At 67.0% G+C, this 15,345-nt stretch carries 15 protein-coding genes and 1 pseudogene; 8 read left to right on the top strand and 8 right to left on the bottom strand.

Features of this window, described 5'->3' with window-relative positions; all coding sequences use genetic code 11:
* Window positions 1–120 precede the first annotated feature (120 nt).
* Together AB0K11_RS16065 and AB0K11_RS16060 are read left to right on the top strand one after the other, a co-directional pair.
* The gene (locus AB0K11_RS16065) at window positions 121–1,404 is read left to right on the top strand and encodes a lipase family protein (protein ID WP_364978219.1); all 1,284 of its coding nucleotides are present in this window, start codon (window positions 121–123) and stop codon (window positions 1,402–1,404) included.
* Window positions 1,367–1,495: pseudogene (locus AB0K11_RS16060) on the top strand (class I SAM-dependent methyltransferase); the annotation flags it as partial. The gene AB0K11_RS16065 and the pseudogene AB0K11_RS16060, both read left to right, overlap by 38 nt.
* A 126-nt stretch (window positions 1,496–1,621) precedes the next feature.
* On the opposite strand, the gene AB0K11_RS16055 reads toward AB0K11_RS16060, so the two are convergent.
* Window positions 1,622–3,076, bottom strand: coding sequence for a gluconate:H+ symporter (locus tag AB0K11_RS16055; RefSeq protein ID WP_364978216.1), 1,455 nt, complete (start codon window positions 3,074–3,076; stop codon window positions 1,622–1,624).
* 88 nt (window positions 3,077–3,164) lie between these two features.
* A complete protein-coding gene (locus AB0K11_RS16050) occupies window positions 3,165–3,677 on the bottom strand; it encodes a gluconokinase (RefSeq protein ID WP_364978213.1) in 513 nt (170 codons plus the stop codon).
* A gap of 123 nt (window positions 3,678–3,800) precedes the next feature.
* On the opposite strand from AB0K11_RS16050, the gene AB0K11_RS16045 reads away from it, so the two are divergent.
* Window positions 3,801–4,520 carry an FCD domain-containing protein gene (locus tag AB0K11_RS16045; protein WP_364978210.1) on the top strand — a complete coding sequence of 240 codons (720 nt, stop codon included), beginning with the start codon at window positions 3,801–3,803 and terminating at the stop codon, window positions 4,518–4,520.
* Between the two features lie 80 nt (window positions 4,521–4,600).
* Here AB0K11_RS16045 and AB0K11_RS16040 read toward each other — a convergent pair whose 3' ends face one another.
* Complete coding sequence (locus AB0K11_RS16040; RefSeq protein WP_364978207.1) at window positions 4,601–5,038, bottom strand: hypothetical protein; 438 nt, start codon at window positions 5,036–5,038, stop codon at window positions 4,601–4,603.
* Between the two features lie 155 nt (window positions 5,039–5,193).
* On the opposite strand from AB0K11_RS16040, the gene AB0K11_RS16035 reads away from it, so the two are divergent.
* The 3 genes from AB0K11_RS16035 to AB0K11_RS16025 all read left to right on the top strand — a co-directional run bounded on the left by AB0K11_RS16035 (window position 5,194) and on the right by AB0K11_RS16025 (window position 8,447).
* Window positions 5,194–7,278: an AMP-binding protein gene (locus AB0K11_RS16035; protein WP_364978204.1), complete on the top strand. Its 2,085-nt coding sequence runs from the start codon at window positions 5,194–5,196 to the stop codon at window positions 7,276–7,278.
* Between the two features lie 137 nt (window positions 7,279–7,415).
* Complete coding sequence (locus tag AB0K11_RS16030) at window positions 7,416–7,772, top strand: SgcJ/EcaC family oxidoreductase (protein WP_364978201.1); 357 nt, start codon at window positions 7,416–7,418, stop codon at window positions 7,770–7,772.
* A 96-nt stretch (window positions 7,773–7,868) separates the two neighbouring features.
* Window positions 7,869–8,447 carry a dihydrofolate reductase family protein gene (locus AB0K11_RS16025; RefSeq protein WP_364978196.1) on the top strand — a complete coding sequence of 193 codons (579 nt, stop codon included), beginning with the start codon at window positions 7,869–7,871 and terminating at the stop codon, window positions 8,445–8,447.
* A gap of 75 nt (window positions 8,448–8,522) precedes the next feature.
* Here AB0K11_RS16025 and AB0K11_RS16020 read toward each other — a convergent pair whose 3' ends face one another.
* Window positions 8,523–8,744 carry a hypothetical protein gene (locus AB0K11_RS16020; protein ID WP_364978193.1) on the bottom strand — a complete coding sequence of 74 codons (222 nt, stop codon included), beginning with the start codon at window positions 8,742–8,744 and terminating at the stop codon, window positions 8,523–8,525.
* Between the two features lie 180 nt (window positions 8,745–8,924).
* Between AB0K11_RS16020 and AB0K11_RS16015 the strand changes: the two genes are divergently transcribed.
* Window positions 8,925–9,290, top strand: coding sequence for a hypothetical protein (locus tag AB0K11_RS16015; RefSeq protein WP_364978190.1), 366 nt, complete (start codon window positions 8,925–8,927; stop codon window positions 9,288–9,290).
* A gap of 33 nt (window positions 9,291–9,323) precedes the next feature.
* On the opposite strand, the gene AB0K11_RS16010 is transcribed toward AB0K11_RS16015, so the two are convergent.
* Window positions 9,324–10,718 carry an acyl-CoA desaturase gene (locus AB0K11_RS16010; protein ID WP_364978187.1) on the bottom strand — a complete coding sequence of 465 codons (1,395 nt, stop codon included), beginning with the start codon at window positions 10,716–10,718 and terminating at the stop codon, window positions 9,324–9,326.
* Window positions 10,719–10,735: 17 nt separating this feature from the next.
* On the bottom strand, window positions 10,736–11,833 hold the full coding sequence (locus AB0K11_RS16005; protein ID WP_364978184.1) for a ferredoxin reductase: 1,098 nt from the start codon (window positions 11,831–11,833) through the stop codon (window positions 10,736–10,738).
* Window positions 11,834–11,981: 148 nt separating this feature from the next.
* Here AB0K11_RS16005 and AB0K11_RS16000 point away from each other — a divergent pair, with 148 nt between their 5' ends.
* On the top strand, window positions 11,982–12,767 hold the full coding sequence (locus AB0K11_RS16000; RefSeq protein WP_364978181.1) for a TetR/AcrR family transcriptional regulator: 786 nt from the start codon (window positions 11,982–11,984) through the stop codon (window positions 12,765–12,767).
* On the opposite strand, the gene eat is transcribed toward AB0K11_RS16000, so the two are convergent.
* Together eat and AB0K11_RS15990 are read right to left on the bottom strand one after the other, a co-directional pair.
* A complete protein-coding gene (gene eat / locus AB0K11_RS15995; protein WP_364978178.1) occupies window positions 12,760–14,160 on the bottom strand; it encodes an ethanolamine permease in 1,401 nt (466 codons plus the stop codon). The two genes, AB0K11_RS16000 and eat, sit on opposite strands and share 8 nt — an antisense overlap.
* A complete protein-coding gene (locus tag AB0K11_RS15990) occupies window positions 14,144–15,334 on the bottom strand; it encodes a helix-turn-helix domain-containing protein (RefSeq protein WP_364978175.1) in 1,191 nt (396 codons plus the stop codon). Before AB0K11_RS15990 ends, eat begins: the two co-directional genes overlap by 17 nt.
* Window positions 15,335–15,345: the final 11 nt, after the last annotated feature.

The raw sequence follows: 15,345 nt of genomic DNA, 5'->3' as shown, positions 1-15,345 counted from the left end.
CGGTCAGACGAGGGCAACCGCCAAGGGGTCGATGTCGGCGCGGCCGAACCCTGACGTCGTTTCTCTAGAAATATAGAGAAAAGTCTTCCCTGGCGACGGTCGCGTTGTTACCGTCCAGTAATGCACCGGTCCGGGGGGATCCTTTTCATCGTCATGGTCGCCATCTGCGGCCTCATCACTGCGGCGCCGACGGCGGGCGCCGACAACGGCTACGTCGGCGACTTCTACCTGCCGCCCGATCCGCTACCACCGGGCCCGCCGGGAGAGGTGCTACGCACCGAGCCCTCCCGGATCCCTGCCGCCGTCGACTTCCCGGCCGCGCTCCCCGCAACTGCCACCCGAATCATGTACCGCAGCACCAACGCTCGCGGCGGGGCCATACCGGTCACCGGCACCTACATCCGGCCGACGCTGCCATGGACCGGTCCCGGGCCGAGGCCGCTGGTGTCCTTCGCGGTGGGCACCCACGGTCAGGGCGACCAGTGCGCCCCCTCCCGCCTGATCAACGAATACCTGTATCAGAACCGGGTTCTCGACACCTTCCTCGAGTACGAGCTGTTGCTCATCCAACGCATGATCAAACGCGGATGGGCCGTCGTGGTGACCGACTATGAAGGGCTCGGCACCCCCGGCGTGCACACCTATGTCAACCGCCTCGCATCCGGGCACGCCGTCCTCGACGCCGCCCGTGCCGCCCGCGGTCTTCCCGACTCCGGCCTCGACCCGGCGGGACCGATCGCCCTCTACGGATACTCACAGGGCGGTGCGGCCACCGCATCGGCGGCCGAACTCGCCGCCACCTATGCACCCGACCTGCCCATCGTCGGCACCTACGCCGGCGCACCGCCGGCCGACCTGTCGGTGATGCTGCCGTTCCTCGACGGCAGCGCCGTCGCCGGAATCCTGGGCTACGTCATCAATTCGGCGATCGCGTCCTATCCGGATCACGCCGACGCCATCCACCACGCCCTGACTCCCGACGGTGAAGACCTGATCGCCAAGACCCAGAATCAGTGCCTCGGCGAGACGATGGCGAACTTCCTGTTCCGCCACAATCAGCGCTACTTCACCGTGGACACCGCTGTCGCGCCCACCAGGGAACCATTCAAGGGTCTGTTCGAGCAGCAGCGCATCGGCCGCCTCAAACCGGCTGCCCCGGTGCTGATCGTCAGCAACCGCTACGACCCGCTGGTGCCCCACGAACCGGCGGCGCAAATGGGCCGGGACTGGTGCGCGCTGGGCGCCGACGCCGAGTTCTTCACCAACGAACAACCGCCGCTGTTCAACAAGCTCATCGTCAACCACGCGTTTCCCATCGTCGTCGACGCGCACCGCGCGCTCGAATGGGTCGAGGCCCGCCTCATCGGTGGACCACCCACCGCGCCCAACTGCGGCCGCTTCTGAACCGAATGAATCACGTCGACCTGGCGTGGGCGCTCGAGGCATCGATTCGGTCGTCATCCTCGGTGCCGGCTACGACACCCGCGCATATCGGATGCCCGCCCTGTCGCGGATCAGGGTGTGCGAAGTCGCCTGCCCGGCAACATCAGTGCGAAGACCGCCACAGTTCGCCGGTGCACCGGTGGCGTTTGGAATTCAACGCTGGGTTCGATGCGCGATGTCATCCCACCGACCACAGCACCAGGCTGATCGCGAACGCGGTGAGCCCGAGGGTCGTCTCCAGCACCGTCCACGTCTTGAACGTCGTCTTGACGTCCATCTCGAAGAACCGGCTGACCAACCAGAAGCCGGAGTCGTTGACATGCGACAACACCGTGGCGCCCGCGGCGATGGCGAAGACCAGCGCGCTGAGTTGCAGATTGCTGAGGTCGGCCTCGGCGACCGCCGCGGCAAGTAGACCGGCGGTGGTGGTCAACGCCACCGTGGCCGATCCCTGCGCGACGCGTAGCAATGTCGAGATCAGGAACGCCTGCAGGATCAGCGAGATCCCGAGGTTGGACAGCGAGCCGCTCAGCGCATCGCCGATGCCGCTGAGCCGCAGCACGCCGCCGAACATGCCGCCGGCGCCGGTGATCAGGATGATCGCGCAGATGGGTCCGAGGGCCTTGTCGAGGATGGTGGTGACGTCGGCCATCGAGCCCTCGCGCCTACCCAGTACGAAGATGGCGACGATGACGGTGATGAGCAGCGCCACACTCGTGTTGCCGAGCAGCCGCAGGAACTGCGCCCAGGTGGCGTCTTCACTGATCACTCCTGCGGTCATCAGCGTGTTGAGGACGGTGTTGAACGAGATGAGGACGAACGGCAACATCAGCACGCCGAGGACGACACCGAAGGACGGTGCGGTACGGGCTTTCGTCTCGATGACCGAACCGCCATCTCTCCCAACGCCGGTCGCACCGGCGTCACCGACGGCGGTCTCCTCCGTCGTGCGGCCGTTGTTGATCTCACCGAACAGTGCAGTGGGGACGTCGACGTAGAACCGGCGACCGAGGAACTGCGAGATGAGGAACGCCCCGAGGTACCACGCCACAAAGGCAACCGGAACGCCGACGAGCAAGGTGAGCCCGATGCTGGCACCCAGCGCTTCGGCGGCCGCGACGGGGCCGGGATGGGGCGGCACCAGCGCGTGCATCGCCGCGAATGCGCCGGCCGCGGGCAGCGCGTAGAGCAGTACCGATCCGCCGAATCGCCGGGCGACCGTCATGATGATCGGCAGGAACACGACAAGACCGGCGTCGAAGAAGATCGGGAACCCGAAGATCAACGCTGCGATTCCCAGGGCCAGCGGTGCCCGCTTCTCCCCGAAGCGGCCGATGAGCGTGTCGGCGAGCACCTGCGCACCACCGGTCACCTCCAGGAGTCGGCCGATCATCACGCCGAAACCGACGAGCAGGGCCACCGAGCCGAGGGTGTTGGAGAACCCGTAGGACAGCGCGTCGGGGATGTCGCCGATGGGGATGCCTGCGGCCAGCGCCGTCAACGCGCTCACCAGGACCAGGGCGATGAAGGCATGCAACTTGACCTTCATGATCAGGAACAGCAGAACCGCAACGGCCACCGCTGCGATGAGCAGCAGGATGCCGGAGCTGTATACCGGCTCGATTGCTTCCACGATGCCTCCGATTTGTCAGGGCCGGCTCGGGCCGGACTTCTTTCGATCACTAGGGATTCGCGCACGCGTCATACGGACTCACGCCTCATCAGTGCTGCGGCCCGCCGGCGTCCGGATCGGTTGCGGCGATGAAGTCCTCGATGATGGAGTCGATGTCCTGGCCTACGTCGATGGCGATGCCGCGCTCGTCGGGCTCCAGCGGTTCGAGCGTGCTGAACTGAGAGGCCAACAGCGCTGCAGGCATGAAGTGGCCGGGTCGGCTGGCCTGCCGCCTGCCGATGACTTCGAGCGTGCCGGCCAGGTGTAGGAATTCGACGTCGGCGCGGTGCCGGCGCATCTGGTCCCGGTACCTGCGCTTGAGCGCCGAACAACTCATCACTCCACCGGCCTCACGCGCCGCGAGCCACTCCCCGATCGACTCGAGCCAGGGGTAGCGGTCGTCGTCGTCGAGAGGATGCCCGGCGGTCATCTTGGCGATGTTGGCCGGCGGATGGAAATCATCGGCATCTGCGAAGGGGACCCGCAGACGTTGCGCGAGTGCAGCTCCGACCGTCGACTTGCCGGACCCTGACACTCCCATGACGACGATGGGTGCCACCATCTGCTTCACCTACCCGTTGTGTTTGGCATCACAAACACTGCACCAAATAGGCCTATCTTTGCAAGCATTCCATGCGAAAATCTGCTTAAAGCTCTTCAGCAACTGCTGTGTCAGGATGTGTTCATGTCGGATCGACCAAACGTCGGTGCTCTGCACGGCAGTTTGCTCGCCGCACTCGGCACGGCGATCGTCTCTGGCACGCACCGGCCCGGTGACGTGCTGACTCTCGACGCGGTGAGCGCCGAGCACGGCGTGTCCCGCAGCGTCGCTCGCGAGGCGATCCGCGTCCTGGAGTCGATGGGCATGGTGGGTTCCCGGCGCCGGGTGGGCATCACGATCCGACCCGCGGAGGACTGGAACGCGTTCGATCCCCTACTGGTGCGCTGGCGGCTCGACTCCGGGGAGCGTGCCGCTCAACTGGCCTCGCTGTCGGAACTACGCCGGGGAATCGAGCCGGCCGCGGCGGCGCTGGCCGCGCAGCGGGCGGACGCACACCAGTGCCGGATCATGGCGGCCGCCGTATCCGACATGGTGGTACACGGGCGGTCCGGCGACCTCGCCGCATACCTGCAGGCGGACAAGGTCTTTCACCGGACCCTGCTGGAGGCCAGCGGCAACGAGATGTTCCGGGCACTCAATGTCATCGTCGCCGAGGTGCTCACCGGCCGAACGCAACACGGCATGATGCCCGCGACACCGAACCCTGCTGCCATTGCACTGCATGACGACGTCGCGCGCGCCATCAGGACGGGTGACGAAGCGGGCGCCGAGCGAGCGATGCGCGCGATCATCGACGAATCGGCATCGGCAATGAGCGAAGGGCCCGTCCAGCACGGGTCATGACGCTAAGGGGCCGCCTGCAGACACAGGCGGCAGCCTTCTGTGATGGCTCGCAGGCGATCGATCGAGTGAGTTTCGGTGTGTTACGCCGTGATGCGCATCTCGGCGCCCGGGTGCGAACTGAGCGTGACCATCACCGTGCCGCTGCCCGTTCCGAATGTGGTGTTGGCATAGCCGATGAAGCCGTAGTGCCCGTCGATCGTCGACACCGCCGTGATGGGACTGCTTCCGGAAGCTCCGGTGTCCAGATTCTGCCAGGCGGCGGTCACGGTGAGAGCACAGGAACCGTCGTAGATGCCGGCGTCGTAGTGGATCGCGACGCGGACCCCGTTCTCGGCCCGACCGTCGACCTGCACCGGTGTCACCTGGGCCTCGGCACGGACGCTACCTCCACAGGTCGGGGACGCCACCACCGGAACCGGACCGAGTTCGGCGAAGGGCTCGGCCTGCGCGGCGGCGACCCACCACCAGGGCGCGCTCAGCGCAACGGCGAATGCACCGGCAGTTCGGAACGAGGTCATGCTCTCCTATCGGCGGCGACCGCGTTCGCGTTAGCACGCGGCGCCGCGGGCGGGGACGTCGGCCTCGCACCTGTCCACCAAACAGGTCCGCGGCCGCGGCGGATGCACCACAATATGTCTCTCAGCCGGCCGATGAAAGACCTGGCAGGACCCGCGTGGCACATGACGTGATCGCTTTCGACACGACGCTGGGTCATGCATGTCCGGACGTCTGGCGCATCCTGGAGGCGCCCGACTCTTACCCGCGGTTCTTCCATGGAGTCGGATCCTGCGAGCAGGTCACCGGCGCCGCCCGGCAATTCGAGGTCCGGCTGTCCACACCCCGCGGCGCCGTCGTCGTCCTCGAGATGCGCCAGACGGTCCGCCGGTCGGGCCTCGAGGTGCGGCTGGAGTCGATGCAGGCGAGTCGGAGCTTCGTGTCGATCCGGCTCAACCCCGAGGCGGGCGGCACCCGGATCGCGGTGCGGATCTTCGCGGTCGGCCTGCTCCACCCCGACATCGCAAAAGCCAGTGACAGCGCAGTGGCGCGCTGGGTCGGGGAGGGTCTGATGCGCATCTCCGACTACCTCTCCGGCAAGCCGTCGTCGGTGCTGGCCAACATGGGCGACGGACCTTCGCTGCATCTCAGCGTCGCCAAGACCATGCTCGTCAGCGGGGTGGTTCGCGCCTCGCGACCTGATCGTGGTCTTCGACAGCTGAATTCGCTCGCCCGATGGGGGTTCACGCTGGCCGGTGGCCTCGGGGCGGCCGCGGCCCGGTCACCGCAGAACACCGCGTCGATCGACCGGTACGGGATGTCGACCTACGCGGACGTGGCCCGGCGCACCTCGTACCTGGTCTCGGGCCTCGTCGGCGAGGGCTACACCAAGGACAGCACGTTCGCGGTGCTCGCACGCAATCACTCGGCGATGGTCGAGTGCATGGTCGCGTCGAGCAAGTTGGGCGCCGACCTGGTGTTGCTCAACACCGGCCTGGCGGCGCGCACCATCGAAGACATCGTCCGCCACCATGGAGTCGACGCCATGTTCGTCGACGACGAGTTCGAGCCGCAGGTACGCTACCTTCCCCGCGACATGTCGCTATTCGCCACGCACGTCGAATCTGGTGATCCGCAACGGCGTTCGGTCGAGGATCTCATCTCCGCGGGGGCGGGCGCGGGACCGGTGGCGCCTCCGAAAAAACCCGGCAGGCTGATCGTGCTGACCTCCGGCACCACCGGCACGCCCAAGGGCGCGCGTCGGCCCACACCACCCGGCTTCGGCGCCATCGCCGCGATGTTGTCCCGGATGCCGCTGCGTCGTGACGAAGTGATGCTGCTCGCCGCTCCGCTGTTCCACGCCTGGGGGCTCGCCGCACTACAGGTGAGCACTCCGCTGCTCGCCACAGTGGTGCTGATGGAGCGCTTCGACGCCGAGGAATGCCTGAGAACGATTGAGCGGCATCGCTGTACCGTGCTGGTATTGGTGCCGGTGATGTTGCAGCGCATCCTCGAGCTGGCCGCCGCCGTGATCGGCCGATACGACACGTCGTCGCTCAAAGTGGTCGCGAGCAGCGGGTCGCCGATCGCCGGCGCAGCCGCCGTCAAGTTCATGGACACCTTCGGCGATATTCTCTACAACTTCTACGGTTCGACCGAGGTGTCGTGGGCGACGATCGCCGATCCCACCGACCTGCGCCTCGCGCCGACCACCGCGGGTCGGCCGCCTCTGGGTACCCGGATCGCCATCCTCGATCCGAAGGGCGATCCGCTACCGGTCGGCGCCGTCGGCCGGATATTCGTCGGCAACGACATGCTGTTCGACGGCTACACCAATGCCGCCTCCCCCGCCATCGAGGATCAGTTGATGGACACCGGCGACCTCGGGTACCTCGACGCCAGTGGGCGGCTCTTCGTCGCCGGACGCGACGACGACATGATCATCTCCGGCGGTGAGAACGTCTTCCCGCGGCCGGTCGAAGAAGCGCTTGCCGTGCTACCGCAGGTGGCCGACGTCGCCGTGGTCGGGGTGTCCGACCCGGAGTACGGTCAGCGCCTCTCCGCGTTCGTCGTCCGTGCCGAAGGCGCCTCACTGGACGAGGAGATGGTCAAGACCTACGTCCGCAACCGGCTGAGCCGCTTCTCGATTCCGCGCGACGTCACGTTCGTTCAACAACTTCCGCGCACCACGACGGGAAAGGTGCTCAAGCGCCACCTGGTCGACGGACAGTTTCCGCTGGGGAGCGGCTGGCCGGGCGGCTAGTGCCGGCAGACGTGGCCGCCGCTGCCGCTGTGCGAGTGCGCGCCTACCAGGAGCGAGCCAACCCGTCCCGCGTACGGGGACTGCCACCAGCCCTGCACAGCGTTCTCATGGGCATCGACCAGGAGATGGGGAAAGACATGGACGCAAACCAGATCATCCGTGCCGTCATGGACGAGTGGCAGTCCGCCATCGACGCCCACGACCCGTCCCGGGTGGCCGCCGTGTTCACCGAAGACGCCGTCTTCCAGGGTCTGCGGCCCTACGGCGTCGGACCTGACGCCGTCGCCGCGTACTACGACCCCCAGCCCGCCGGTATGGCGGTCACCTACCGCATTCTCGAAAGCCGCAGTCCGGCAGACGGTGTCGCGGTGGGCTACCTGGGCGCGACGTTCACCTACCCCGACCGGACCGCGGCGGAGCTCACGATCGGTGTGGTGCTCACCCGGAGCAGCGGGCGGTGGCAGATCGCGCAGTACCAGGCGTCGCGGCTGTAGACCCCTGCGGCCTCGGGTGGTGGCACGCCGATGAGTTCCGGCAGGGACGTTCGTCTACATCAGTGAACAGCCGAACGCACCCATTGGAGGAGAGCCGTGACCGCCACCTACACCTTCGACGTCTTCTCCAGCCTCGACGGCTTCGGCGGCGTCAGCAGCGGCGACTGGGGAGGTTACTGGGGCAAGCAGGGCCCCGAACTCCTCGATCACCGCCTCGCGCTGTATCAGACCGAGCAACGGATGGTTCTCGGGCGCACCACCTATCAGATGTTCGCGGAGATGCTGTCCTCGGGCACCGAGCAGGCGGTGCTCGACCCATGGGTGACGCGAATGAGGAGCCTGCCGGCGACGGTGGTCTCGACCACCCTGGCCGGACCTCTCGACTGGCCGGACGCGATCGTCGTGAGCGGTGACGCCGTCGACGTGGTCGCCCGCCTGAAGAAGGAGTCCGCGGTGCCGTTGCGCTCGCACGGCAGCCTGTCGATGAACCGGGCGCTGATGGCCGCCGGCCTCGTCGACCGCCTCCAGGTGACGATCTTCCCCGTGATCACCGGTCAGACCGGCGACGATCCGATCTTCGCGGGCGCGCAGGACTTCGACCTGGAACTCATCGACGGCCGGACGCTGGACGGCGGTATCCAGGAGCTGGTCTACCGGCCCACGCTGCACCGCTGACAGGTGAGGCGCGACAACCTTTCTCAGCAGAAAGGGCGCCCACCGGAGCGGGCGCCCTCTCTGCACTGGGACCGATCAGTTGTGCACGGACGTGTCGACGTGCGGCACCCTCACCGTGGGGTACAGCTGATCGAGCCATGGGTAGTAGCGATCGTCACGGTCGTAGCCGTAGTGATAGCCGTGGCCGTGCCCGCTGATGGCCAGATCAGGTACCTGAGCCTGCGCCGGCCCTGCGAAGCCGATCACGGCCGCCGACAATGCGCCGGCGACAATTCCTGCCAGTCCGAATTTCTTCATCGTCCCGCCTCTTCCCTCTGTACAGCTCTGTCGACAGGCCGAACGCCCGGGACCCTCTCTGTAACGGCAGGATCGGACAGTTGATTCCACCGGGCCGCGAGGTCACGTCGAGCTGCTGACCAGGTGGCGCAGAGCGATTGGCGCAAGACCACCCCCCGTGCGCACGGAATACTCAGGCGCATGTCTGACACGCTCGACCCGGGCCGGCGGCGACACCCGGGAGACATCGCCGGCACGTTGGCGCTGCTGCTGCTGCACGTTCTGCTGGCACTGCTGTTCGTCGTGCTCAGCTTCGGCATCGCGATGAGCACCGATTCGTGCGCGTACGTCGAGTGCGGAGACGAGAAGTGGGTCGGCGTCGCGATGTTCCTGGCGTTCTACGGCAACGTGGCGGTTCTGCTCGCCGACATCGTCACGTCGACGGTGCTCCTCGCCAAGGGGCGAAGGACGGCCATCGTTCCGGCGCTGGGCTGCGTCGTCCACGTGGCTCTCATCATCGCGGCCTTCCAGTTCGCCGCCCTGTCAGGACCCGTGAACGGGTCCTGACAGCGCGTGGCGCCTTCGGCCGCGCGGGGAAAGTCAGTCCTTGCCGCGCGGCGGTGGTTCGACCGCGACACCACCGGACTCGTGTTCGGGTCCAGCGTCAGGATGCTCGGCGGGCACCCGCTCGCGGAAGCGACTGGCTTCACTCGGGCCCTGCGGCCCCGCCCGTCGCTCGCCGCTGCGATATGGGCCGGGCTTCGGCCTCGGCTTTCCGCCGGGGAACGCCAGCCGGAAGATGGTGCGGTGCACCGTGAACCACTGCTTGCCGAATCGGCCTGAGTTGTAGGGCAATTCGTAGCGCTCGCAGATGTCTTTGATCTTCGGCGCGATCTCGGAGTACCGGCTGCTCGGCATGTCCGGGTACAGGTGGTGTTCCACCTGGTAGCCGAGGTTGCCGCTGATGACATGGAACAGCGGGCTGCCCTCGATGTTCGCCGCGCCGATCAGCTGGCGGACGTACCACCCGCCGCGGGTCTCGTTCTCGACTTCCTCTTCACTGAAAGTGTAGGTCTGGTCCGGGAAATGGCCGCAGAAGATGATCGCGTGGGCCCATACGTTGCGGATGAGGTTGGCCAGCGCGTCTGCGGCCAGGGTTCGCAGGAAGGTGCTCTCAACGCCGGGCAGCAGCCGGTCGGCCGTCGCCGCGGCGGCGCCCGTCCGGCCCTTGCTCGAGATCTGGCGGAGCCGACGTCCGACACGGGAATGCGTGGGCTGGTCGATCCGGTCACCCAGCGCCAGCTTGGTCAAGGCGAATGCGCCTGCGCTGATCAGAGGCCACCCGATGTAATCCTTGATGATCTGCAGGCGCGCCTTGCCGGCGATTCCCTTGAAGTCTTCCTTGAGGTCCGCCATCGTCTTCTCGCCCCGCCACAACGCCTCCACGTCGGTGTCGTGCATCGCGACGCCCCACTCGAACAGAAGCGTCAGCAGCAGGTTGTAGAAGGGTTGGCCGAGGTTGGCGGGGCGCCACTGCTGGTTGGGGTCGATCCGCATGATCTCGTAGCCGAGATCCTTGTCCTTACCCCGGATGTTGGTATACGTGTGATGGATGTAGTTGTGGGAGTGCTTCCATGCCTGCGCCGAGGAAGCGGTGTCCCAGTCCCAGACCGAGGAGTGGATGTCGGGATCGTTCATCCAATCCCATTGGCCGTGAAGGATGTTGTGGCCGAGCTCCATGTTCTCCAGGATCTTGGCCATGCCGAGGCATGCGGTGCCGAGTACCCACGCCGTTCGTGACCGCGACCCGAGCAGCAGCACCCGTCCCGCGACGACGATCTGGCGCTGTACCGAGACCACCGTCTTGATGTAGTGCCGGTCGCGGTCACCGAGTTCGGCGAAGATCTCGTCGTGTATCGCGTCCAGCTCTTTGGCGAGCTTCTCGAGATCTTGCTCGCTGAGGCGGGTGAGTGGGCTCTCGATGGTTGTCGTCACAGTTGACTCCTTCACGGTCACAGTGCGAACTCCACGTCACCTTCGGCAGCGTGGATGCAGATCCTGACGTCCTGGTCGACGGGCTCGGTGACTTCCCCGGAACGCAGGTCGCGAACTTTCCCCGACTTCAGCGTCCCGACGCAGGTGTGGCAGATGCCGATTCGGCAGCCGAACGCGAGCTCCAGGCCGGCTTGTTCGCCTGCCTCCAGGATGGGAGTGCCCCCGTCGCAATCGGCGGTCGTGTCGCTGTTGAGGAAGGTGATCTGCCCGCCCTCACCTTCGGCGGCGTCGGCGTCGATCTTCGGCTGGAAACGCTCGAAGCGGAGCCGGTCCTTGTCGCCGTGGTGCTCCCAGTGTTCGATCATCGCGTCGAGCAGTTCGCTCGGACCCGAACAGAACGCGTCGCGTTCGCGCCAGTCCGGGCACACGTCGTCCAGATCTTCTGCCGACATACGGCCGCGATCAGCGGTGAGCCGCAAATCCAACCGCACGCCGTCGTGGCGGCGGTCGAGACCTTCCAGATCCTCCAGGAACATCACCTGGTCGCGGGTGCGGGCCGAGTGCAGCACCACCACGTCGCCGATCTCGCCCCGGTGATCGAGGTTGCGCAACATGCTGATGATCGGAGTGATGCCGCTGCCTGCGCTGATGAACAGCATCTTGGCGGGCACCGGTTCGGGCAGCGTGAAGACGCCCTCCACCTCGCCGAGCCGAACCAGTTCACCCGGCTGGATCTTCTCCACCAGATACGGCGACACCACGCCCTCGTCGACCTTCTTGGGCGTGACGCTGATCAAGCCGTCCTCCGGCTGCGGGTCAGACGTGAGCGAATACGCGCGCCAGTGGTAACGACCGTCGATCACCAGTCCCAGCCGCACATACTGGCCGGGCTTGTGCCCTGGCCACTCGTACCCCGGCCGGATCAGCACGCTGACCGCTTCCGATCCCTGTTGCTCGACGCGCTCGACCTTGCCGCGCAGCTCCTTGGTGGTCCAGAGCGGATTCACCATCTCGAGGTAGTCGTCGGGGCGTAACGGGTTGAACAGGTAACGCACCGCGCGGAGGAACAGCCGACGCCCCCGCGGGACGGGAGGCTCGGCACCGCGTTCCGCCATAATTCCCCGCTTCTCGTGTTCAACTCGGCGAGAATCGACCCCAGCGGCCGACTCAGGTCCCTGTGTTACCGCTCCGCTGTGATCTGAAACACAAGTACGTGGAGGTTGAGCATCTGTGTCAGATCGGGGGTCGAGTCGCTCGGGTCCAGTGCCCGCGGACGTCATCCGGGCCACGCTGCGTTCCGCCGAACGCCTCGGCCGCGACGTCGCCGATGTGCCGATCGTCGTGATCGCGCACGCCCTCGGGGTTTCGCGCAGCACACTGCTGCGTCAGCTCGGCGGGTCGCGTCGCCCCCTCGATGACGCGGTGCGGGACATCGGCGTCGACCCCGGCGGGCGCCCGCCGGTCAAGGTGCGCGCAGTCGAATCGGCGGCCGCGCTGATCGGCGCCGGCGGCGTGTCGTCCGCCACGCTCGAGGCGATCGCCGAGGATGCCGGGTGCTCGGTGCACAGCCTGTATGCGACATTCGGCGGACGTGAAGGCCTGTTGCGCGCGGTCTACGACCGGTACATCCCTGCGCTCGACCTGGAAGACGTCATCGGATCGGCGAGCACTGACCTGAGGCAGACGGTCCGCGACATTCATCGCACCCTCGCCGACCTCTACCTGCGAAAGCCGCGGGTGCTGGCCGCCGTGCTCGGTGAGACGCTGGCCCGTCCGGCGGGCACCGGCGCGGGCGCACTGATCGAGCACGGCGCGCTGCGCCTCATCGCGGTTCTCGAGAGCTGGCTGGATCGCGAGGTCGCCGCGGGCCGGGTACGGGATCTACCCCGTTCCCTGCTCATCCAGCAGCTGATCAGCCCCGTCTCCGTGCACGCCATCATGCGGCCCGGACTGGTCAACTTCCCTCAGGTCGCCCTGCCTGACCTGGAGGCGACGTGCGACTTCTTCGCCGACGCCTTCGTGCGCGCGGTCGCCACCGACCCTAGGTGACGTCCTTTTCCGCGTCGGCCAGCGCCGCGAACTCCTCGTCGGGCGAGTTGGCCACCAGATGGTGCCGGCTGTAGAACCCGAAATAGGCCATGAACGCGGCGAAGACGACCAGACACCAGGTGGCCGCCGTGCTGTCCACCACGAAGGTGGCCACCACCGACAGCGCCGCGATCACCAGCGCAAAACCCGTCGTGACGACGCCGCCCGGGGTCCGGTAGGGCCGCGGCATGTCCGGCTCACGCCTTCTGAGCACGATGTGGCTGATCATCATCAGCACGTAGGACAGGGCGGCGCCGAACACCGCCATGTTGAGCAGCATTGCGCCCTGGCCGGTCAGCGACAGGACGAAGCCGATGATGCCGGGGACGATCAGCGCCAGGGTCGGCGCTTTGCGGGAATTGGTCACCGACAGCCGCTTCGGCAGGTAGCCGGCGCGCGACAGGGCGAACAGCTGGCGGGAGTACGCGTAGATGATCGAGAAGAAGCTGGCGATCAGCCCCGCCAGGCCGATGTAGTTGACCACCTTGGCCATCGTGGAGTCACCCAGCGCCTCCACCAGGGGATTGCCGGATGCGCTGATCACCTCGGCACCGCCGGCCCCCGCCGCCAGCACCAGCACGGTGGTTCCGGTGACCACCAGGACGGCCATCGCCGCGATGATCCCGCGGGGCACATTGCGGGCCGGGTCCTTGGCCTCCTCGGCGGCCAACGGCACACCCTCGATGGCGAGGAAGAACCAGATCGCGAACGGGACTGCCGCCCAGATCCCGAGGTAGCCGAACGGCAGGAACGACGACGCGCCCGCCGCATCGGTGGGGGCGATGTCGGTGAGGTTCGCGGTGTCGAATCTGCCGATCGCCGTGATGGCGAACACGATCAGTCCGGCGAGTGCGATGCCCGTGATGACGAACATGACCTTGAGGGCCTCGCCGACACCACTGAGGTGGATGCCGATGAACAACAGGTACACGGCCAGATACACCCACCAGCCGTCGGTGATGCCGAACAGCCCGAGTGATTCGACGTAGGCGCCGATGAAGGTGGCGATCGCGGCCGGTGCGATCGCGTACTCGATCAGAATGGCTGTGCCGGTGGCGAATCCACCCCATGGCCCGAGTGCGCGACGGGCGAAGGTGTAGCCGCCGCCTGCGGCCGGCAGCGCCGAGGACATCTCGGCCATCCCCAGCACCATCGCGAGATACATGCCTGCGATCAGGACACCGGCGATCAGCAATCCGCCGAACCCGCCCTCGGCGAGGCCGAAGTTCCATCCCGAGTAGTCGCCCGAGATCACATACCCGACGCCGAGACCGGCGAGGAGCAGCCATCCCGCCGTGCCCTGCTTGAGGGTGCGCTTGGCGAGGTACTCGTTGGATTCAGATGCGGTCTCCACTCGCTGATGCTAGATCGCGATCGCCCTCTGCGTCGGTGAACCCGCGGTCTGCGAGGGCGACGGTGAATTCCGCGATCGATCGCGGATCCTGCAGTCGCTCACCGTAGACGTCGCGAAGCTGGCGAAGCCGGTAGCGGACCGTGGAGGGTGACACATGGAGGTCGGCGGCGATCTCGTCACGGCGGCCGTGATGCAGCAGCCAGGAGCGCAGCGTGTCGGCGAGCCGGGCGCGGGTCGCAGCGGGAAATCCCTCGAGTGGTGTCAGCGTGCGTGCCCGCAGGTCGTTCAACGCCTCGGCATCGGCACTGACCACCAATGCCACGAGGATCTGGTCGGTGTCGAGGAGCGCGGCCGGTTGCGCCGGCTGGATCTCCGCTGCCCGTTTGACGCGACGAATCGACGAGTGCGCCTGCATCCACGGGCGGACCGGCCCCACCACCGCGCCTGTCCCGGCGACCGAGTCGAGAAACGGTGCCCGTGCCGTTCCGCCGACACCGGACACCAGGAACATTCGCATTCCCCGTGGCAGCTCGATCGCGTCGTCGGGCACTTCCAACGTGCGCGGATCCGCTGTGATGAACCCGCCACTCTCGTGGTGCCGGTAGGGAAGTGCCACCGCGGTCAGCGTCTGCGACGGTGTCCAGGCTGCCTCTTCAGCCGCCCGTCGCAGTTCGTCGGCGGACCCCTGGCGGAGTAGGGCACGCACCAGCCGCTCCCGGTGGCGCTCCCGCGCCAACCCAAGCCGGGCGAGTTCGTCGGCGTGCCCCGCGACGCCCGCTGCCGAGATCCGATCGAGGTAGGCGAACGACGTCTCGGCGAAGACGCTCACCTCGTCGCTTCCCACGCCGTGGCGGACGGCCAGCGCCGACCACTCGCGCCAGATCTCCCGGACCCCGATTCGGTAGGCCGCCAGCTGCACCTCGGTTGGCCTGCCCTGGCGGGCTTCCCGACGGCCGAATCCGTATGCGGTGTCCAGCACTTCCTGCATCGGCGTCGCCGAGGCCTCGGGGTCGACCGCACCACGGAGCTGTTCGATCAGCGCGGTCAGTAGCTGATCGGCCGACGCGTAGATCACCGGCCGCCATGACTCCTGTGCGGCGAGTGCGAACGCGGGCACCTCCGCGATCACCGCCTCCACCATCCGGTCGGTGAGCGCAGGCAATCCGGCTCGCATGGCCTCCAGCG

It is taken from the genome of Mycobacterium sp. NPDC050551 (genome assembly GCF_040674075.1).
GTDB lineage: Bacteria > Actinomycetota > Actinomycetes > Mycobacteriales > Mycobacteriaceae > Mycobacterium.
The sequence above is the reverse complement of the archived record's forward strand: the minus strand, read 5'-3'. Positions and strand labels throughout refer to the sequence as shown.

Excerpts from the sequence above, each read along its gene's own strand:
- AB0K11_RS16040 (WP_364978207.1), bottom strand. The coding sequence starts at position 5,038 with ATGACCTCGTTCCGAACTGCCGGTGCATTCGCCGTTGCGCTGAGCGCG.
- AB0K11_RS16005 (WP_364978184.1), bottom strand. The coding sequence starts at position 11,833 with ATGGCGGAACGCGGTGCCGAGCCTCCCGTCCCGCGGGGGCGTCGGCTG.
- AB0K11_RS16045 (WP_364978210.1), top strand. The coding sequence starts at position 3,801 with ATGTCGGATCGACCAAACGTCGGTGCTCTGCACGGCAGTTTGCTCGCC.
- AB0K11_RS16065 (WP_364978219.1), top strand. The coding sequence starts at position 121 with ATGCACCGGTCCGGGGGGATCCTTTTCATCGTCATGGTCGCCATCTGC.
- AB0K11_RS16015 (WP_364978190.1), top strand. The coding sequence starts at position 8,925 with ATGTCTGACACGCTCGACCCGGGCCGGCGGCGACACCCGGGAGACATC.
- AB0K11_RS16050 (WP_364978213.1), bottom strand. The coding sequence starts at position 3,677 with ATGGTGGCACCCATCGTCGTCATGGGAGTGTCAGGGTCCGGCAAGTCG.
- AB0K11_RS16030 (WP_364978201.1), top strand. The coding sequence starts at position 7,416 with ATGGACGCAAACCAGATCATCCGTGCCGTCATGGACGAGTGGCAGTCC.
- AB0K11_RS15990 (WP_364978175.1), bottom strand. The coding sequence starts at position 15,334 with ATGCGAGCCGGATTGCCTGCGCTCACCGACCGGATGGTGGAGGCGGTG.
- AB0K11_RS16020 (WP_364978193.1), bottom strand. The coding sequence starts at position 8,744 with ATGAAGAAATTCGGACTGGCAGGAATTGTCGCCGGCGCATTGTCGGCG.